Annotated in this window: 16 protein-coding genes; 9 read left to right on the forward strand and 7 right to left on the reverse strand. The window is 68.8% G+C overall.

Annotated elements, in window-relative coordinates:
* Positions 1-121: 121 nt before the first annotated feature.
* From xdhC to B5Y19_RS14165, 8 genes are all read left to right on the forward strand, one after another.
* A complete protein-coding gene (xdhC, locus tag B5Y19_RS14130) occupies positions 122-964 on the forward strand; it encodes a xanthine dehydrogenase accessory protein XdhC (RefSeq protein WP_055730636.1) in 843 nt (280 codons plus the stop codon).
* Positions 948-2495 (forward strand): ABC transporter ATP-binding protein, encoded by a 1548-nt coding sequence (locus B5Y19_RS14135; protein WP_079591635.1) that lies wholly within the window; start codon positions 948-950, stop codon positions 2493-2495. The genes xdhC and B5Y19_RS14135 overlap by 17 nt, the downstream gene beginning before the upstream one ends.
* Entirely contained in the window at positions 2488-3552 is a 1065-nt protein-coding gene (locus B5Y19_RS14140; protein WP_055730638.1) for an ABC transporter permease, read from the forward strand. Before B5Y19_RS14135 ends, B5Y19_RS14140 begins: the two co-directional genes overlap by 8 nt.
* Entirely contained in the window at positions 3549-4472 is a 924-nt protein-coding gene (locus tag B5Y19_RS14145) for an ABC transporter permease (protein ID WP_176168627.1), read from the forward strand. The genes B5Y19_RS14140 and B5Y19_RS14145 overlap by 4 nt, the downstream gene beginning before the upstream one ends.
* A gap of 30 nt (positions 4473-4502) precedes the next feature.
* Positions 4503-5582 carry a BMP family ABC transporter substrate-binding protein gene (locus B5Y19_RS14150; protein WP_079591636.1) on the forward strand — a complete coding sequence of 360 codons (1080 nt, stop codon included), beginning with the start codon at positions 4503-4505 and terminating at the stop codon, positions 5580-5582.
* A gap of 292 nt (positions 5583-5874) precedes the next feature.
* Complete coding sequence (locus B5Y19_RS14155; protein ID WP_280174384.1) at positions 5875-6174, forward strand: HU family DNA-binding protein; 300 nt, start codon at positions 5875-5877, stop codon at positions 6172-6174.
* 129 nt (positions 6175-6303) lie between these two features.
* On the forward strand, positions 6304-7479 hold the full coding sequence (locus B5Y19_RS14160; protein WP_055730640.1) for a vWA domain-containing protein: 1176 nt from the start codon (positions 6304-6306) through the stop codon (positions 7477-7479).
* A gap of 11 nt (positions 7480-7490) precedes the next feature.
* Positions 7491-8084 (forward strand): hypothetical protein, encoded by a 594-nt coding sequence (locus B5Y19_RS14165; RefSeq protein ID WP_139384395.1) that lies wholly within the window; start codon positions 7491-7493, stop codon positions 8082-8084.
* 48 nt (positions 8085-8132) lie between these two features.
* On the opposite strand, the gene B5Y19_RS14170 is transcribed toward B5Y19_RS14165, so the two are convergent.
* The 3 genes from B5Y19_RS14170 to B5Y19_RS14180 all read right to left on the reverse strand — a co-directional run bounded on the left by B5Y19_RS14170 (position 8133) and on the right by B5Y19_RS14180 (position 9414).
* Positions 8133-8555: a universal stress protein gene (locus B5Y19_RS14170; protein ID WP_055730642.1), complete on the reverse strand. Its 423-nt coding sequence runs from the start codon at positions 8553-8555 to the stop codon at positions 8133-8135.
* 115 nt (positions 8556-8670) lie between these two features.
* Positions 8671-8991, reverse strand: coding sequence for a 2Fe-2S iron-sulfur cluster-binding protein (locus B5Y19_RS14175; RefSeq protein ID WP_055730643.1), 321 nt, complete (start codon positions 8989-8991; stop codon positions 8671-8673).
* Positions 8992-9075: 84 nt separating this feature from the next.
* Entirely contained in the window at positions 9076-9414 is a 339-nt protein-coding gene (locus B5Y19_RS14180) for an Hpt domain-containing protein (RefSeq protein WP_055730644.1), read from the reverse strand.
* A gap of 256 nt (positions 9415-9670) precedes the next feature.
* On the opposite strand from B5Y19_RS14180, the gene B5Y19_RS14185 reads away from it, so the two are divergent.
* On the forward strand, positions 9671-15646 hold the full coding sequence (locus tag B5Y19_RS14185) for an apolipoprotein A-IV repeat region-like domain-containing protein (RefSeq protein ID WP_079591637.1): 5976 nt from the start codon (positions 9671-9673) through the stop codon (positions 15644-15646).
* Between the two features lie 92 nt (positions 15647-15738).
* Here B5Y19_RS14185 and B5Y19_RS14190 read toward each other — a convergent pair whose 3' ends face one another.
* The 4 genes from B5Y19_RS14190 to B5Y19_RS14205 all read right to left on the reverse strand — a co-directional run bounded on the left by B5Y19_RS14190 (position 15739) and on the right by B5Y19_RS14205 (position 19275).
* Entirely contained in the window at positions 15739-16452 is a 714-nt protein-coding gene (locus tag B5Y19_RS14190; protein ID WP_055727630.1) for a DNA helicase, read from the reverse strand.
* Between the two features lie 216 nt (positions 16453-16668).
* Positions 16669-17274 (reverse strand): ABC-type transport auxiliary lipoprotein family protein, encoded by a 606-nt coding sequence (locus tag B5Y19_RS14195; RefSeq protein WP_055727629.1) that lies wholly within the window; start codon positions 17272-17274, stop codon positions 16669-16671.
* A 3-nt stretch (positions 17275-17277) separates the two neighbouring features.
* Positions 17278-18420, reverse strand: coding sequence for an MlaD family protein (locus B5Y19_RS14200; RefSeq protein WP_055727628.1), 1143 nt, complete (start codon positions 18418-18420; stop codon positions 17278-17280).
* 3 nt (positions 18421-18423) lie between these two features.
* Positions 18424-19275 (reverse strand): ABC transporter ATP-binding protein, encoded by an 852-nt coding sequence (locus B5Y19_RS14205; RefSeq protein ID WP_176168628.1) that lies wholly within the window; start codon positions 19273-19275, stop codon positions 18424-18426.
* Position 19276: the final 1 nt, after the last annotated feature.

The following is a 19276-nucleotide window of genomic DNA, read 5'->3' on the forward strand; positions in this document are numbered from 1 at the left end:
TGACCGCTGCTGCGGTGAGGGCTCGCCTCACCGGTCCAGGGGCCGACACCTCACCCCTGCCCCTCTCCTTGCAAGAGAGGGGTTCCTCGCGCCCTTCGGGTGAATGTCGTGGAGGAGAGCCATGACCCTCGCCGCCTTCCTCGCCGCCCATCAGCGCGACGGCATCGTCCTCGTCAGAGTAGAGGCCGCGGAAGGCTCGACGCCGCGCGAGGCCGGCGCAACCATGGCCGTCAGCCCCGGCGCCATCGCCGGGACGATCGGCGGCGGGCAACTGGAATTCCACTGCATCGATCTCGCCCGGCACATGCTCGGCGAGGGCGCCGAGGACCAGCTCCTCGATATCCCGCTCGGCCCGCAGATGGGCCAGTGCTGCGGCGGACGCGTACGGGTCTCCCTGCGCCATGCCGGTGCGGCCGACGCCGCACTGTTCGCCGCTCGCGAGAAGGCAGAGGCTGCCGCGCGGCCACCGGTGCTGATCTTCGGCGCCGGCCATACTGGCCGGGCTCTTGCGAAGGCTCTGGCGCCCCTGCCCTTCTCCGTCTCGCTGATCGACGACCGCGACGACGTCATGAGCGGGCTGCCGTCCACCGTCACCTGCGTCCGGATGGCCAATCCGGTCGATGCGGTCGCGGCCGCTCCGGCGAAGGCCGCCTTCGTCGTGCTGTCGCACAGCCACGCCCTGGATTATCGGCTCGCCGAGGCAGCTCTGGCGCGCGGCGACGCGGCCTATATCGGCATGATCGGCTCGGCCACCAAGCGCGCCCGCTTCGAGTCCGGCTTCCTGCGCGCCGGAGGCCGGCGTGGGGCATTGGAGCGATTGACCTGCCCGATCGGCGGCTCGGATGTGGACGACAAGCGTCCGGAGGTGATCGCGGCCTTGACGGCAGCCGAGCTGGTGCGTTGCTTGCTTGGCCGCCGCGAGCCGGCGCGAAGGAGAAAAGCGAGACATGAATCAGCCGCGTGAGCAGGAAGTGCCGCCGCGGCTGGCGCTCGCCCATATCTCCAAGAGCTTTCCGGGCGTGAAGGCCAATGACGACATCAGCCTGAGCGTCAGACCCGGCGAGATCCACGCTTTGCTCGGCGAGAACGGCGCCGGGAAGTCGACGCTGGTCAAGATCATCTACGGGGTGCAGCAGGCCGACGAAGGCAGCATCCACTGGAACGGCGAACCGGCCGCGATCCCCTCGCCCAAGGCCGCGCGCAAGCTCGGCATCGGCATGGTCTTCCAGCATTTCTCGCTGTTCGACGCGATGACGGTGATCGAGAACATCGCGCTCGGGCTCGACGAGGCCGTCGACCGCGAGGAGCTGAAGCGCCGCGTCGCCGCGATCCTGCAATCGTATTCGCTGCCGCTCGATCCGGAGCGCGAGGTGCATACGCTCTCGGTCGGCGAGCGCCAGCGGATCGAGATCGTGCGCTGCCTGCTGCAGAAGCCGAAGCTCCTGATCATGGACGAGCCGACCTCGGTGCTGACGCCGCAGGAGGTCGAGCGCCTGTTCGAGACGCTGCGCCAGATCGCCGCCGAAGGCTGCTCCATCCTCTACATCTCGCACAAGCTGCATGAGATCAAAGCGCTCTGCGACAGCGCCACCATCCTGCGCGGCGGGCGCGTGGTGGCGACCTGCGATCCCAAGGTCGAGACGACCAAGCGCATGGCCGAGCTGATGATCGGCGCGGAGCTGCGCAAGATCGAGCATGGCAAGGCGGCCGGAGGCGGCGCCGTCCGGCTGGAGGTCAAGGGCCTGTCCCTGCCCGGCGAGCCGCCTTTCGGCACGGCTCTGGACAATGTCTCGTTCGAGGCGCGGGCCGGCGAGATCCTCGGCATCGCCGGCGTCGCCGGCAACGGGCAGGCGGAGCTCCTGACCGCGCTTTCGGGCGAGCAATTGGCGGCCGCGCCGGAAGCGATCAGGCTCGATTGCAAGGCGATCGGGCTGGAAGGCGCCGGGGCACGCCGGGCGCTCGGTCTCGCCTGCGTGCCGGAAGAGCGCAACGGCCACGCCGCGGTGCCGGATTTCTCGCTCGCCGACAACGGCGTGCTGACCGCGCGCCACCGGCTGCCGCTGGCGCCGCATGGCTTCATCAGCCGCGGCGCCGTCCGGCGCTTCGCGGACGGAGTCATCAAGCTCTTCGACGTCAGGACCACCGGCAATGCCGCGCTCGCCCGCTCGCTTTCGGGCGGCAACCTGCAGAAATTCATCATGGGCCGGGAGATCGGCCAGCAGCCGGCCGTGCTCGTCGTCTCGCAGCCGACCTGGGGCGTCGATGCCGGCGCCGCCGCGGCGATCCGACAGGAGTTGGTGGACCTCGCCGCCAAGGGCTCGGCCGTGGTGGTGATCTCGCAGGATCTCGATGAACTCCTCGAGCTCGCCGACCGTCTCTGCGTCATCAATGAAGGGCGGCTCTCGGCGCCGCGGCCGGTCGCGAGTCTCGGCATCGACGAGATCGGCCTGATGATGGGCGGCATCCACGGCGCGGAGGAGCCCGTTCATGCTTGAGTGGCGCCGCCGCCGCGAGCCGAGCACGCTGATGCTGGCCTTGAGCCCGCTGATCGCGATCGGCCTGACCATGCTGCTCGGCATGATCGTCTTCACCGCCATGGGCTATGATGGCTTCCACGCGGTCGGCAGCATCTTCCTGACGCCGTTCCTGGAGCCGCAGCGCTGGGCCGATATCGGCGTCAAGGGTGCGCCCCTCATCCTGATCGCACTCGGCCTCGCGGTCGGCTTCCGGGCCAATGTCTGGAACATCGGCGCCGAGGGGCAGTACGTCATGGGCGCCATCGCCGGCACCGGCGTCGCGCTCCTGACCTACGACATGACCGGCTGGTGGATCCTCCCCGCCATGGTGCTCGCCGGCATCCTCGGCGGCATGGCCTGGGCCGCTATCCCCGCCTTTCTGCGCGTCAAGCTGCAGGTTAGCGAGATCCTGACCAGCCTGATGCTGACCTATGTCGCGGTCCAGCTCCTCTATTTCCTCGTGCGCGGCCCCTGGAAGGACCCGGGCGGCTTCAACTTCCCGCAGACGCGGATGTTCACCGCCGACCAGACCCTGCCGATGGTGCTCGAAGGCTCGCTCGTCCATCTCGGCATTCCGGTCGCGCTGCTGCTCGCCATCATCGCCTGGCTGCTGATGGAGAAGACCACGGCGGGCTATGCCATCAAGGTCGTCGGCCTCGCCCCCGCCGCGGCGCGCCATGGCGGCTTCAGCGCGGCGCGCACGACCTGGGCGACGATGCTGATCAGCGGCGCGCTCGCCGGCCTCGCCGGGCTGTTCGAGGCGGCCGGCCCGTTCGGGCAGCTGACTCCGCAGTTCCCCGTCGGCTACGGCTTCACCGCGATCATCGTCGCCTTCCTCGGCCGGCTCAACCCGCTCGGCATCGTCTTCGGCGGAATCGTGCTGGCCGCGACCTATGTCGGCGGCGAGATTGCCCAGTCGACGGTCAGACTGCCGCAGGCGGCGACCGGCATGTTCCAGGCGATGCTGCTGTTCATGCTGCTCGCGACCGACGTGCTGGTGAGGTGGCGCATCGTCTGGAAGCGGAGGACAGCATGACCACGGCCATGCTCGTCTCGATCCTGATGACGCTGATCGCGGCCTCGACGCCGCTGCTGCTTGCCTCGCTCGGCGAGCTCGTCGCCGAAAAGGCCGGGGTGCTCAATCTCGGCGTCGAGGGCATGATGCTGTGCGGCGCGGTCGCGGGCTTCGCCGTCGCCTTCTCGACCGGAAGCACCGGCTTCGGCCTCGTCGCCGCGGCTTTTGCCGGCGTCGCCGCCGCGATGATCTTCGCCGTGCTCGCGCTCTCGCTGATGGCCAACCAGGTCGCGACGGGGCTGGCGCTGACGATCTTCGGCATCGGCACCTCCTCGCTGATCGGCGCGGGCTTCGTCGGGCGCACCGTGACGCGGCTGCAGCCGGTGTTCCCGGCGGCGCTCTCCGAACATCCGCTGCTGCGGGTGATCTTCGGCCACGATATTCTCGTCTATCTCTCGCTCGCGCTGGTCGCGGCGGTCAGCTTCTTCCTGCGCCGCACGCGGCCGGGGCTGATCCTGCGCGCCGTCGGCGAGAACGACGCCTCGGCCCATGCCATCGGCTATCCGGTGATCGCGATCCGCTATGCGGCGGTCGCCTTCGGCGGGGCGCTGGCGGGGCTCGGCGGCGCCTATTTCTCGCTGGCGCTGACGCCGATGTGGGCCGACCGGCTCACCGCCGGCCGCGGCTGGATCGCGCTCGCCCTCGTCGTCTTCTCGGCCTGGAAGCCCGGCCGCCTCCTGCTCGGCGCCTATCTCTTCGGGGCGGTGATGACGCTCGAGCTGCAGGCCAAGGCAGCCGGGGTTTCGTGGCTCGCGCCGGAGGTTCTGGCGATGGCCCCCTACCTTGCGACCATTGCGGTTCTGACCATGATGTCGCTAGGACGAAGGACCGGCCGGCTCGACGCGCCGGCCTGCCTCGGCAAGCCCTTCTCGGCGACCTGACGCCGCAACCGACAACGGGGAGTTCTCGCAATGACCAGCATCATCACCCGCCGCAGGCTGACCTTCGGCGCGGCCGCCGCCTCCACCCTGCCGATCCTGGGCCGTGGCGCATCGGCCCAGTCGCCGCTCGGCGTCGGCTTCATCTATGTCGGCCCGATCGGCGACCACGGCTACACCTGGACGCATGATCAGGGCCGCCTCGCGCTCGAAAAGGAGTACGGCGCGAAGATCAAGACCAGCTTCATCGAGAACGTCGCCGAGGGGCCAGACGCCGCCCGTGCGCTGCGCCAGCTCGCCCAGGCCGGCAACCAGCTGATCTTCGCCACGTCCTTCGGCTTCATGAACCCGACGATCCAGGTCGCCAAGCAGTTCCCGAAGCTCAAGTTCGAGCACGCCACCGGCTATATGCGGGCCGAGAACGTCGCGACCTACGATGCCCGCTTCTATGAGGGCCGAGCCGTGATCGGCACCATCGCCGGCCACATGTCGAAGACCGGCCAGGCGGGCTACGTCGCCTCCTTCCCGATCCCCGAGGTCGTGATGGGCATCAACGCCTTCCACCTCGCCGCGCGCAAGGTGAACCCGAACTTCAAGACCAAGGTCGTCTGGTGCTCGACCTGGTACGATCCCGCCAAGGAGGCCGACGCGGCCAAGGCCCTGATCGACCAGGGCGCCGACATGATCACCCAGCACACCGACTCCGCCGCCCCGCTGCAGGCGGCCGAGCAGCGCGGCGTCTTCGCCTTCGGCCAGGCCTCGGACATGAAGTCCTTCGCGCCGAAGGCCCATCTCTCCGCGATCGTCGACGACTGGTCGGGCTACTACATCAAGCGCGTCAAGGAAGTGATGGACGGCAGCTGGAAGAGCGGCGCGATCTGGGGGGGAATCAAGGACGGCTTCGTCAAGCTCGCGCCCTATAACGACGCGATGACGCCCGAGGCCCGCAAGGCCGCCGACGAGGTCACCAAGGCGATCGTCGCCGGCACGCTCCATCCCTTCACCGGCGAACTCAAGGACCAGAAGGGCGAAGTGCGCCTGAAGGCCGGCGAGACGGCCAGCGACGAGATGCTCTCGAAGATGGACTGGTACGTCGACGGCATCCAGGCCTGAGCCCGGTTTCAGCGCGGCGACGACGGGCCTTCCCATCGTCGCCGCGATTCGCAACACTGCCTTCTCGCCCGTCTCCGATCGCGGCGGAGCCGACATCCCCCTCCAAAGGGCGTATATCGCCCCCTATTTCAGCGGAACGAAGCCGTTTTCTGTGCGTATCTACGGCCGCGGGCATCGTCTTTCCGCAATAACCGTGGCAACTGCGTGAGTTGCGCGCCGCGAATGACATCCATGTGTCGCGGTCGCTCGTGTCGGAAACGAGCATGAACGGCCGTGGTCCAGCACGCGACGCCTGAAGCACCTTCTCAAGGAGGATTTCATGACCAAGAACGAACTGATCGCCGCCATCGCGGACGAGACCGGCAAGACCAAGGCGGACGTTTCCGCCATCCTGGCCTCTCTCGGCGCGACCGTCGCCAAGACCCTCAAGAAGGGTGACGACGTGACGCTCGGCGGCATCGGCAAGCTCTCCGCCGCCAAGCGCGAGGCCCGCGAGGCCCGCAACCCCTCGACCGGCGCCACCATCAAGGTTCCGGCCAAGACCGTGGTGAAGTTCAAGGTCACCAAGGACCTTGCCGACGCGGTGGCGTAACAGCTAAAGTTCGGGATCGAGCGGCGTTCCCGCGCCAGAGCCCGTTCCGATCAGGTCGAAACGACCTGATCGGATCCGGCTCTCGCGGACGCTGCTTGACCCGGCGCCCCATGCCCTCACATTAGCGGCATGTTCCTTCGCCTCTTCACCGATCTGCGCACCGCCAAGGTCCCCGTGACCCTGCGCGAATATCTGACGTTGCTCGAGGGCGTCGAGGCCGACCTCGCCGAGCACCGGGTCGACGAATTCTACTATCTCGCCCGCGCCACGCTGGTGAAGGACGAGCGCCATCTCGACAAGTTCGACCAGGTCTTCGCCCAGGTGTTCAAGGGCATGGAGACGCTGGGCCAGGCCATCGAGGCCGCCGGCATTCCCGAAGAGTGGCTGCGCAAGCTCGCCGAGAAATTCCTGACCGACGAGGAAAAGGCGCAGATCGATGCGCTCGGCTGGGATAAGCTCTGGGAGACGCTCAAAGCACGGCTCGAGGAGCAGAAGGGCCGCCACCAGGGCGGCAACAAATGGATCGGCACCGCCGGCACCTCGCCCTATGGCGCCTATGGCTACAATCCCGAGGGCATCCGCATCGGCCAGGACAAGAACCGCAACTTCCGCGCGGTGAAGGTCTGGGACAAGCGCGAATTCAAGGATTTCGACGACACGCGCGAGCTCGGCGTGCGCAACCTGCGCATCGCGCTGCGGCGCCTGCGCCGCTTCGCGCGGACCGGCGCGGCCGAGGAGCTCGACCTCGACAACACCATTTCCGAGACGGCCAAGCACGGCTATCTCGACGTGAAGCTTCGCCCCGAGCGGCGCAATGCCGTGAAGGTGCTGCTCTTCCTCGATGTCGGTGGCTCGATGGACTGGCATATCGAGCTGGCCGAGGAGCTGTTCTCGGCGGCGCGGGCCGAGTTCAAGCATTTCGAGCATTTCTACTTCCACAACTGCCCCTATGAGCGCGTCTGGAAGGAGAACCGCCGCCGCCACGACCAGATCATCCCGACCTGGGACGTGCTGCGGACCTATCCGGCCGATTATCGCCTCGTCTTCGTTGGCGACGCCTCGATGAGCCCCTATGAGATCGCGATGCCCGGGGGCTCGGTCGAGCACTGGAACGAGGAGGCCGGCGAGGTCTGGGTGGAGCGGCTGGTGACGAAATTCCCGAAATCGGTCTGGCTCAACCCCGTCCAGCAGCATCTGTGGAGCTATACCCAGTCGATCCGCCAGATCGGCGGCCTGATGGGCGGACGCATGTTCCCGCTGACGCTCGACGGGCTGGATGACGCGATGAAGGTTCTGGCGCGTTGACGATTGCGATGATGGACGAAGAACAGGACGACACGCTTCCGAGCTGGCGCCAGCGCCCCAAGCCGGTCGGCTACGAGATCGGCTACAAGCTCGTCGGCGACACGCTGGAGATCGACCGGACGCGGCGGGTCGACAGCGTCCGGCTGAGCGCGGTGGAGCAGGTGCGCTTCCTCTACGCGCCGGGCAACATCTCCTCGAAGGGCTACAAGACGCAGCTGCGGCTCAGCGACGGCCGAACCGTGACCTTCGGCAACCTCTCCTGGCGCTCGCTGACCGATCTCGACCGCGACGATGCGCGCTATCACCGCTTCGTCACGGCACTGGCGGCCGCGATCGCGCGGGCGAATCCGCGCGCCCGCTTCGTCGCCGGGCGGCCGAAGCCACTCTGGCTCGGCCTCGCCGTGGTCGGCGCGCTGTCGATGCTGATGCTTGCGGTCTTCACGCTGCGCGCCTTCCAGCAGGGGGCGACCAATGCCGGGCTGCTCGGCATCCTGCTGATCGCCGCCTCGTTCTGGCAGGTCTGGCCGCTCGTCAACCTCAACCGCCCGCGCGAGCTCGCGACCGGCGAAGTGCCCGACACGCTCGTGCCCGGCCGCGCGGGCTGACCTTCTCCGTCATTCTCGGGGCAAGCCCGGCATGACGGAGAAGTGGCGTCAGCGGACCACCAGCACCGAGCATTTCGCCCGGCGCACGATGGCCGAGGCGTTCGAGCCGATGACATATGCCAGCATGCCGGGCTCGTGCGAGCCGATGACGATGAGATCGGTGCCGCTGGCATCGGCCTCGGCCAGCACCTCGCCATGCACCGAGCCGATCAGCACCTTGGCGGAGACCTGCTCCGGCGGCAGATCGACCTTCGCGGCGATTTCCGCGAGCTTCGCTTCGGCGTCGTCCTGCTGCTCCGAATCGAAGTCGGCCGGCACGAATTCCATATAGGTGACCGGGATCAGGGAGCGGACATAGACGAGCCGCACCGTCCCGCCCGAAACCTTCGCGAAGGACACGGCAGCCGCGATCGCCGGCTGCGCGAGCTCGGCCTCCGCGAGGTCGACGGGGACCATGATCGATTTGTACATCGCATCCTCCAAGGCTGGTTACGGAACCATCTTGGAGTGTGCCAGCGCCAGCGCCATGATCCAGCGCAAAATGCGCGATGCGACACGGCGTCCCCGCCGAAGCGGCGCCGCCCTCTCAGCCCTGCCGCTCGGGGGTGCGCACGACGAGGCCGTCGAGATCGTCGCGGATCCGGATCTGGCAGGAGAGGCGCGAGTTCGGGCGAACGTCGAAGGCGAAGTCCAGCATGTCCTCCTCCATCGGCTCGGCATGGCCGACGGCCGGCATCCAGGCATCGTCGACATAGACATGGCAGGTGGCACAGGCACAGGCGCCGCCGCATTCGGCCTCGATGCCGGGGATGGCGTTGCGGATCGCCGTCTCCATCACCGTGGAGCCGGTCTCGCCCTCGACGGTGCGGCTCTCTCCATGAGCGTCGATGAAGGTGATATTCGGCATAAGGCACTCCGGCGGCGCAATGACGGCCTCCGCTTAGAGCATTTCAAAGCGTCATGAAACGGCTTTGGCGCCGCAGCCGCCCGCTCAGGCCGCACAGTCCAGGCGCGCAATGGCGGCCCGCGCCTCGGCCGCCGCGAGCGCCAGCGCATCCATGGCAGCCTCGCTCACCCCATGCGCCGGCCCAGCCAGGCCGAGCTCGATCCGGTCCGCTGCCTCCGCCACCTGCCAGGCGCCGACCGCCCGGGCCGCTCCCTTGAGGGTGTGGGCGGCTTCCAGCCTCGTCTGCGTGTCGGCGCTGCCATGGATGGTGCGCAGATGCGCGGCGCATTGCTGGGCGAAAAGCGCAAGGAGCTCCCGCTCCAGTTCGTGGTCGCCGCCGGTCTGGCGCGACAGATAGGCGATATCGATGGCGGTGGCCGACATGGACGCAACTCGCGAAACGCTTGGATATGACACCGCCGCGCGGGCGGCTCGACCCCATTCAGGAAGCGCCCCGATGGTAAACGAGGCGTTAACGACGTTTGTGAATCGAGCACTCAAATGGGTTTCCAACGTTCCGGGGCTCCACTACCCTTTCAATTGGTAAATGATGGGCGCAGTGTCTCCGATCATCCCGGCCAGAGGCGGCGGGGCGACGGGACATCCGTTGCGCCCGTCTCAGTAGCGTGGCGAGGCGGCAATGAATCGACCCAAGAAGCTCCAGGATCCCACTGAAGCTGCGATGTCGGCGATCGAGGAGGCGCTCCGCCTCGACCAGCCCAAGGGCGAAACGGAAACGCCGGTAGAGGCCGAGCCGAGACTGCCCGCCACCAGCGAGAACGATCTGAGGCTCGAGCTTCCCCGCGTCGAGCCGGCCGCGGCAGCCCCGGCCCAGGCGGCGAGCTCCCAGCCGACGCAGCCACGCGCCAGCATCCAGCCCGACACCAGCCGCGTCGCCAATGACGACCGGCGCGATTCAAGCTCCCTCGTCCAGGCCTTCTCGGTTCGCCCCGCGCGCAAGCCCTACTGGTTCGCTGCCCTCGCCTCCCTCGCCTGGCTCGGCGGCGCCGCCTTCGTCCTGCTCGGTCGCTTCGGTTCGTTCAGCAACGGCCTGCCCGAGCCGATCGCCAATTTCGGCATCGGCGAGTGGACCCTGCTTGTCCTGTCGATCGGCGCGCCGGTCGTGTTCTTCTTCGTCCTGGCGGCGCTCTATCGCCGCACGCAGGAAATGCGCCTGATCTCGCGCGCGATGACCGAGGTCGCGCTGCGCCTCGCCGAGCCCGAGGTCGCCGGCGCCGATTCCGTGCTGTCGCTCAGCCAGACCATCCGCCGCGAGGTCGCCGCCATGGGCGACGGCATCGAGCGCGCAGTGGCTCGCGCGGGCGAGCTGGAGACGATCGTGCGCGGCGAGATCTCGACGCTCGAGCGCGCCTATGCCGACAACGAGATCCGCCTGCGTTCCCTGATCGACGAGCTCGTCACCCAGCGCGAAGCCGTGGTCGGCAATGCCGAGCGCGTGAAGCTCGCGATCAGCGGCGCCCATGACGGGCTCGCCAAGGACCTCGACAGCGCCAGCCGCGCCATCGCGGAAGCCGTCGCCCAGGCGGGCGACCGGGTCACCGGCTCGCTCGGCGCCAAGGGCGACCAGATCACCCAGGCGCTCGGCCGCGCCGGCGAGCGGATGGTCGAGGAGATCAGCGGCCGCGGGCACGATCTCGTCGAACGCCTCCAGATCACCTCCGGCGAAGTCTCGGAGCGCCTGGCCGGAGCCAGCGACAACCTCTCGACGATGCTCGACGGCCGCGCCAAGGAGATCGCCGGCTCTCTGGAGCGCACCGGCGCCGCGCTGACCGACGGGCTGACCAGCAGCGCCCAGGGCGTCACCCGCGCCATCAGCGAGACCGGGATGCAGGTGGCAGAGACGCTCACCAGCCGGGTCGAGACCGTCAACGAGACGCTGAAGGCGACTGGCGAGACCCTCGCCAAGGACATCTCCGCGCGCGGCAGCGAGGCCGCGGAGCGGTTCGAGACCAGCAGCCGCAACATGGTCTCGCTCATCGAAAGCCAGAGCGAAGCCCTGCAGAAGCGACTGGCCGAATCCGGAGAGGCGCTGCGCAGCGCCCTCTCCGACGAAGGCGAGAGCGTCACCACGCGGCTGGCCGAGGTCGGGCGCGGCGTCAACAGCCTGCTCAACCGCCAGAACGAAGCCATCGCCACGCGCCTCACCGAGGTCGGCGAGAGCGTCCACGCCCTGATCGGCACCCATGGCGACACGCTGGTCGGCCGCCTCAACGACACCGCCCGCACCGTCGACGACGTGCTGCGCGAGCGCAGCGAGGCGATCATCCTGCGCGTCAACGACGCCAGCCAGACCCTGAGCGAAACCGTCGAGAAGCACGGCGACACGCTGACCAGCCGCATCACCGACGTCGCGGGCCAGGTCCACGGCCTCTTTACCGAACAGGGCGGCAAGCTCGTCGACCGCCTCAGCGAGACCGGCGAGACGGTCCACACCCTGCTCGACCAGCAGGCCGAGAAGCTGGTCGGCCGCGTCTCCAGCGCCGGGCAGGAGCTCACCGTCCTGGTCGGGGAGCAGAGCGACACCGTCGTCACCCGCGTCGCGACCGCGGGCGCCGATGTCGCCAAGCTGCTGTCGGAGCGCAGCGAGGCCCTGGTCGCCAGCGTCTCGGGCGCCGTCAACACCGTCGAGACCCGCCTGCGGGACGAGAGCGACCTGCTGGTCAACCGCCTCACCCAGGCCGGCCAGGAGGTCAGCAACGTCGTCGGCAACGAGAGCCAGCGCCTGATCTCCGGCCTGTCGGAGACCGGCATGCGCGTCAGCGCGCTGCTCGAGGAACAGGCCGGCGCGATGACCGTCAAGGTTTCGCAGGCCGGGCTCGAGATCAAGGATCTGCTCGGCAGCGAGAGCCAGGCCCTGGCCAGCCGCGTCGCCGATGTCGGCCGCTCGGTGCATGGCATCCTGGCCGAGCGCAGCAATGCCCTGATCTCCCGTCTCGCCGAGACCGGCGAGAGCATCGACCAGAAGCTGGAGGAGCGCGGCATGGCTCTCGCCAGCCGCATCACCGACAGCGTCGGTGCCGCCCAGAGCGCTCTGGAGCAGCAGCAGACCGGCTTCCTCGCCAGCATCGGCGAGACCAGCGACAAGGTCGGCGTCCTCCTCGGCGAGCAGCGCGAGACGATGGTCCGCGACCTCGTCAGCGCCGGCCGCGAGGTCCACACCCTGCTCGGCGAGCAGAGCGAGGAGCTGGCGCGCCGCATGACCGAGGCGACCCACACCCTCACCGAGACGATCAATGTCGACGGCCGCCATGTCGCCGACCGCGTCGTCGAGGCGACGCAGGGCCTGCGCGACACCTTCACCGTCCATGCCGAGGAGGCCCGCGGCCTGCTCGCCGGCACCGGCCGCGAGATCGTGCTGGCCCTCACCCAGCAGGGCGGCCGCGTCAACGAGGCGCTGTCGGCCAATGCCGAGTCGATGCTGCGTTCGGTCGAGGGCCGCGCCCAGGCGCTGACCGAGGCGCTCGCGCTGCGCCACGACGCGCTGACCCGCCTCTTCGACGAGCGTGGCCGCGAGATCGAAACCGCTCTCGGCTCGCGGATGGCGACGCTGGCGACGCTGTTCGACACCCAGGGCCGCGAGATCGACGTCGCGCTCGGCGATCGCCTCGCTGCCCTGTCGACCTTGTTCGACACCCAGGGCCGCGACGTCGAAGCCGCACTCGGCGCCCGCCTCGCCGCCTTCGAGGACCTGATCGTCCATCAGGGTGGCGCGCTGACGGCCAAGATCTCGGGCGATGCCCGCGAGCTGAGCGACGCGCTGCATAGCGGCATCGCCCAGGTCGAGAAGCTGATCTCCGAGGATGGCGTCTCGCTGGCCGACAAGGTCGGCACGCGAGCTCTGGAAGCGGCCGAACTCCTCGCCAACCGCACTCGCGAGGCGGCTGACGCGATGGAATCGCAGATCAAGCTGTTCGAGGATCGCTCGGGCGCCAAGAGCGCCGAGATCGCCGGCGCGCTCGACAGCCTGATCGCACGCATCGACGGCAGCCTCGGCTCGCGCGCCACGGCGCTGAACGAGGCGCTGGTCGAGCGCACCGTCGACATCGCCCGCGTGCTCGCCGAGGGTGGCCGCGAGGTCACCAAGGCGCTGGCCGCCAAGGCGGACGAGATCGGCGAGGTCGTCACCTCGAAGAGCGAGTCGCTCACGCGCACGCTCAGCGACAAGGCCGACACCATCAATGCGACGCTGGGCGGCCGCGCCCTCCAGATCGCCGATACGCTCGACCAGAGCGTGGCCCGCTTCGAGGAGCGCGTCGTCAACCGGCTCGATACCGTCTCGCATACGCTCGACAGCCGTGGTGACGAGATCGCCGCCACGCTGCAGAGTCGCTCCGAGGCGATCGCGGCGGCGCTCGCCGAGCGGGCGCAGGAGCTGCGCGCCCTCTTCGACAACCAGGGCAACGGCATGGTCTCGGCGCTGGCCGGGCAGAGCGAAGCCATCGCGGCGGCGCTCACCGAACGGGCCGAGCAGCTGCGCACTCTGTTCGACGATCGCGGGCTCGGCATCGTCGCCGCGCTCGGCCGCCGCGGCGACGCCATCACGGGGGCGCTCGACCAGCGCGCCGAGCAGCTGCGCACGATCTTCGAGGACCAGGGCACCGGCGTCGTCACCGCCCTCGAGCGCCAGGGCACGGCGATCGCGAACACGCTGGAAGAGCGCTCCGACGCGCTGCGCGCCGCCTTCGAGGCCAGGGGCCAGAGCCTCGTCGAGGTGCTCGGGCATCAGGGCGAGACGCTCACCCAGTCGCTCGACCAGCGGGTCGAGGCCCTGCGGGCTGTCTTCGATGCCAAGGGCAACGGCGCCGTCGAGGCGCTGAGCCAGCGCGGCGAGGCACTGGCCGCCGAGTTCGCCACGGTCGGCGAGACGGTGGTGCGGTCGCTCGAGAGCCGCGGTAACGCCATCGTCGCCGGCCTGCGCGACCGTGGCGCAGCCATCGCCAGCGCGGTCGAGGCTTCGTCCAACGCCCTGCGCGAGACGCTGGAAGCCGGCTCGAAGCAGTCGCTTGACGCCCTGCTCGGCACGAACGAGCAGCTGCGCGAGGAGCTGGGCGGCATGCTTGGCCGCCTCGGCGAGGCCAACAAGCTGATGCAGCAGATCGTCAACGGCGCGAACAAGAACCTCGCCGCCGTCGAGAACGGCCTGTCGAACCGCGTCGGCGAACTGCAGAACGTGATCGGCACGGTGATGGCAGAGGCCGGCAACGCCTCGCAGCAGGTCACCAGCCAGATCGCCGAGCTCAAGAGCTTCTCGGAAGGGACGCTGCGCGAGACGACGGCGCTGATCGCGCAACTCGACGACCGCGGCAGCTCGCTGAACGAGGCGACGCAGGCCAGCTCCGCCGCGCTCAACGCGGTGGCCGGCCGGCTCGAGCAGATCGAGGCGCGCGTCGGCAAGGCGCTGGCCGAGCGCCGCGACGCGCTCGAGCAGCTCCACAGCCTCATCGCCAGCCGCACCGACGACGTCGAGACGATCACCCGGTCCTTCGCCTCGCTGATCGACGAATCGCTCGGCAGCGCCGAAGCGCGGGCGCGCCAGATCGGCGCCGTGCTCTCCGACTCGGCCGAGTCGACCACGAGCGCGATCGCCCAGCAGTTCGAGTCGATCCGGAGCGCCACCGGCAAGGAGCGCGAGCGCACCGCGGAAGCCCTGCGCGCCGCCTATTCCCAGGTCTCGGACGAGATCGGCGGCGAGCTTGCGAAGGTGACCGAGCGCTTCCAGAAGGCGGCGCAGGACATGCGCGGCATCACCGGCGACATCCAGCGCGAGCTGGAGGCGACGCGCGCCGAGCTCAAGCGCGGCGTGCTGGAGCTGCCGCAGGAGGCGCAGGAATCGACCTCGGCCATGCGCCGAGTCGTGGCCGAGCAGATCAAGGCGCTGAACGACCTCTCCGAAATCGTGACGCGGGCCGGCCGGCGCGGCGATGTCTCGCTGCCGATCGAGGCGATCGCGAGCCGGCGTGGCAGCGCCGGCGCAACGGCCACCGCCCCTGCCCCGCAGCCAGCCCCGGTCATGGCGCCGAAGCCGGCAGCGGCCGAGGAGCCGCTGCTGCGGCCTTCGCTGGACGCGACCGCCGAGGCTTCGCGCGGCGCAGCCGCCCCTGCCCCGAGCCGCCCGGCTCCGGCACAGGAGGCCCCGCGCCGCCAGCCGGAGGCTCCGTCGCAGCAGCAGCCGGCCAAGGCAGGCTGGCTCTCGGACCTGCTCAGCCGCGCCTCGCGCGACGACAAGCCGGAGCCGAGCAAGCCGACGACGCACTCGATCGAGAAACTCGACTCGCTCTCCGTCGACATCGCGCGGATGATCGACCATGACGCGGCCGTCGAGCTCTGGGACCGCTACAAGCGCGGCGAGCGCAACGTCTTCACGCGCCGGCTCTACACGCTGCAGGGCCAGCAGACCTTCGACGAGATCCGCCGCAAGTACCGTCGCGACTCGGAGTTCAAGGAGACCGTCGACCGCTATATCGACGAGTTCGAGCGCCTGCTCGGCGAGGCCGCCAAGGACGACCGCGACTCGATGGTGGCGAAGACCTACCTGACCTCCGAGACCGGCAAGGTCTACACCATGCTGGCCCATGCCAGCGGGCGCTTCGAGTAAGCGCCCGCCCTCGACAGGACCGGAATGAGAAAGGCCGCCCTCACGGGCGGCCTTTTACTTTTCAGGTTGCCGTGGAGAGGTGGAACGCTCTCCTAAGCCGCCGCCCGGAAGCGCGCCTCGCCCCGGTTCACAAAGCAGGTCTTGTCGAAGAGGGAGAGGTCGAGCGGATTGGGCAGCCTCACATCCGCGATCTCTGGGAACGGCCTGCCCGAGCCCTCATAGGCGCGATCGATCTGCGAGATGAAGACGAGGATCAGGCCCCTCTCCTGTGCGAAAGCCTTCAGCATCCTCACCTGAAGCGCCAGTTCCGGCGTCTCGCGGCGCTGGTCGAGCAGTTGCAGATAGTCGATGACTGCCATCGTGCCGCGCGGCGCGTCTGCGAGCCTCGCGGCGATATAGTCGGCGCTGATGGCGTCAGAGCAGTCGCAATCGAACAAGCCGACGAAATCGCGCGGCTCGATCCTGATCGCCCGCAAACGGGACAGCACGTCCGACGGCGTGTATTCAAGCGTCAGGAACACGCCCCGGCACCCGGACCGCATGGCTTCGGCGAGAAGAGCCAGGCTCGCCAGCGTCTTGCCCTGCCCCGGCCGCCCAGCCAACAGAACGAGATCGCCCGGCTCCAGCAGAGGCCATAGGGCACGGACAGATGTCATCCCGGGTTGCTTCGCCGCAAGCAGGCTCCAGCTGCGGTAGCCCTCCTCGACCGCGATGCGGTCGAGCGCGGCATGGAGCGGGATATGCTCAGCCCTGCTCAGCAGCCTCGCCCTGCGCTTCAACTGATGGATCGGAGCCGACAAATTCATGACATGAACCTCCTATCGCGAGCAGCTGACGCAGTCCCTCCTCATGCGTAATGCCCGGACAGTCGGTCGGATCGTCGGAAATGCCCTGCATGATGTGCTGCCCCGGCTGGAGGGGGGAGGCTCGGGCCGAGCCGGAATCGCAGCCTAGCGCAGCCAATTCCGGAAGGAAATCGGTAGCGCCTGTCCTGAGATGCCATGGGTGCCGCGGCTAGGTGCTCAGCGCGCCCAGCGCACGATCTCGATCAGCACCTGCGAGAGCGCGCGGTCGAGCGCCTGCGTCGCGCCCGGCGCGTCGACGGCGCCGGCCGGTACCCGTGCCGAGAACAGCCGCGCCCGCTGGATCTGCCCGGTGCGGTCGCCGACGATCCTGGCCGTGATCTCGACCACCGCCGTCCCGCTCGCGGCGTCGATGTTGAAGCTGCGGATGTTGGTGTTGAGCTGGACATCGGGCGTGATGCGCTGGCCCGGCGCCGAGACGGAGCCGATCCGGCTGGCATTCTCGAAGGTCTGGATCAGGCGCGCCTGGACGAGCGCGGGGATCCGGTCCGCCCATTGCGCACCGCCGAGGAAGGACAGCGCCCCGCTCGAATCCTTCACGATGACGCGGTCGGAATCGAGCGCCTGAACCGCCGTCGGCTCGGCCACGATCATGACCGCGCGCGAGCCCCCCACCTTGCCGAAGCCGCTCGGTGCCGACAGGTCGAAGGTCGTCGGCGTCGCGCCGCCGCCGCAGCCGGCCAGCGCCGCCGCGAGGGCCAGCGCCAGAACCGGAAGGCCGCGGCGGGCGGCGATGGCCGGCGGGAACGATGCCTCGGTCGTCATGGGCTAGCGGGATCCATTGTATTGCGGGAGCGGCGGCTTGCCGCCGAAGATGAATTGCTGCGGGTTGCGTTCGAAATTCCGCAGCGTGCGGTTCAGTTCCGTCAGGGTGCGCTTGCCGTCGGAGACCAGCGACTCGACATCCCGCAGCCCCGGTCCGGTGAAGCGGGTGATGCCGGTCGTGATCTCGGCCGTGCGCTTGTCGAGATTGTCGGCGAGCGTACGGATCGACTTTGCGGCGTCCGCTACCTCCTGGAAGGCACTGCGGCCATCGGGGCCCGATCCGGACTCGAGGAAGCCCTTCGCCGCCTTCAGCACGCTCTCGACCTGATCCGCCGCCTTGTCGAGCTTGGCCGAGATCGAGGCGGCATCCTTGACCACCTTCGCGACGTCGGCGCTGGAACCGCCGAGCGCGCCGGTGAACTTGTCGACGTTCTCGACGATGCTGTTGATCTTCTGCCGGTCGACCGAGCGCACCACCGCCGTCAGCTCCTCACTGAGCGACTGCAGCTTCTGCGAGAGCGGCTGGATCGTGTCGGCGATGTTGCTGAAGCCCGCCATCAGCTTGTCGATGCCATCGGCGTTGTTGCCGAGCGCCTGGGAGAACTTCTCGACATTGCGGACGGTATTGTTGATCGGTTCGCGGTTCTGCTTGATCAGCCCATCGAGCGAGGTGAGCATCGTATCGGCCTTCTGCGCGACATTGCGCACGGTCTCGATGATGTCCTGCAGCTCGGAGCGTTCGGCGATGATCGTCGGCATCGGCTCGCCCGGCTTCGCCTTGAGCACGGGCGCATCCGGCGCGCCGCCGATCAGCTGCAGGGCGACGACGCCGGCGAGGCCCTGCGCCTCGATCCGGGCGCGGGTGTCGTCCCGCAGCGGCGTCGTGTTGGCGACCTGGATGACGGCATAGATCCGCCGCGGATCGTCGGGCTGCAGCTCGATCGTGGTCACCTCACCGACGCGCAGACCGTTGAACAGCACGCTCGAGCCGCGGCCGAGGCCGGTCACGGAGCCGGTGAAGATCACGCGCACATTCTCCTTGCGCCCGGCGCCGCCGCTGTTGAACCAGTAGACGAAGCCGAACGCCGCCGCGAGGACCGCGAGGGTAAAGAGGCCGACAAGTGCGTAGTTGGCGCGCGATTCCATGGTCTAGGTGTCTGATCCTCGTTCCCCGGCTGGCAGCCGGGCCATGGCGCGCTCGCCGCCGAAATAGGCCTTCAGCCAGGGGTGGTCGGACGCCAGCATCGTCGCCAGCGGCCCGACCGCGATCACCTTCTTGTCGGCCAGGGCGGCGATTCGGTCGCATGCATGATACAGGCTGTCGAGATCGTGGGTCACCATGAAGACGGTGAGCCCCAGCGTCTGCTTCAGCGTGAGGATGAGGTCGTCGAACTCGGCGGCGCCGATCGGATCGAGCCCCGAGGTCGGCTCGTCGAGGAAGACGATCTCCGGATCGAGCGCAAGCGCCCGCGCCAGCGCCGCGCGCTTGATCATGCCGCCGGAGAGCTCGGAGGGCACCTTGTCGGCCGCGTCGAGCGGCAGGCCGACGAGGTCGAGCTTCACCAGCGCCAGCTCGTCGAGCAGGTCCGGCGGGAGCTTGAGATACTCCCGCATCGGCACCTGGATGTTCTGCTTCACCGTCAGCGCCGAGAACAGCGCGCCCTGCTGGAACATCACGCCGAAGCGGCGCTCGAGCACGCGGCGCTGCTGCGGCCCCAGCGTGTCGACATCCTCGCCGAAGACCTCGATCGTGCCCCGCGCCTTCTGCACCAGCCCGAGGATGGTGCGGGTCAGCACGGATTTGCCCTGCCCCGAGCCGCCGACGAAGCCGAGAATCTCGCCGCGCATCACGTCGAGGTTCAGCCCCTCCATGATGACCTTCTCGCCGAAGGCGACCTTGAGGTCGCGCACCCGGATCACGGCGTCGGCTTCGCCTGCCTGTCCAGCCGCGGCCGGAGCGGCGCGTGCGCCATCGGGAAGGGCTCGATCGGGCACAGCCATC

The sequence above is a fragment of the Allobosea thiooxidans genome (assembly GCF_900168195.1).
In the GTDB taxonomy this organism is placed as follows: Bacteria; Pseudomonadota; Alphaproteobacteria; order Rhizobiales; family Beijerinckiaceae; genus Allobosea; species Allobosea thiooxidans.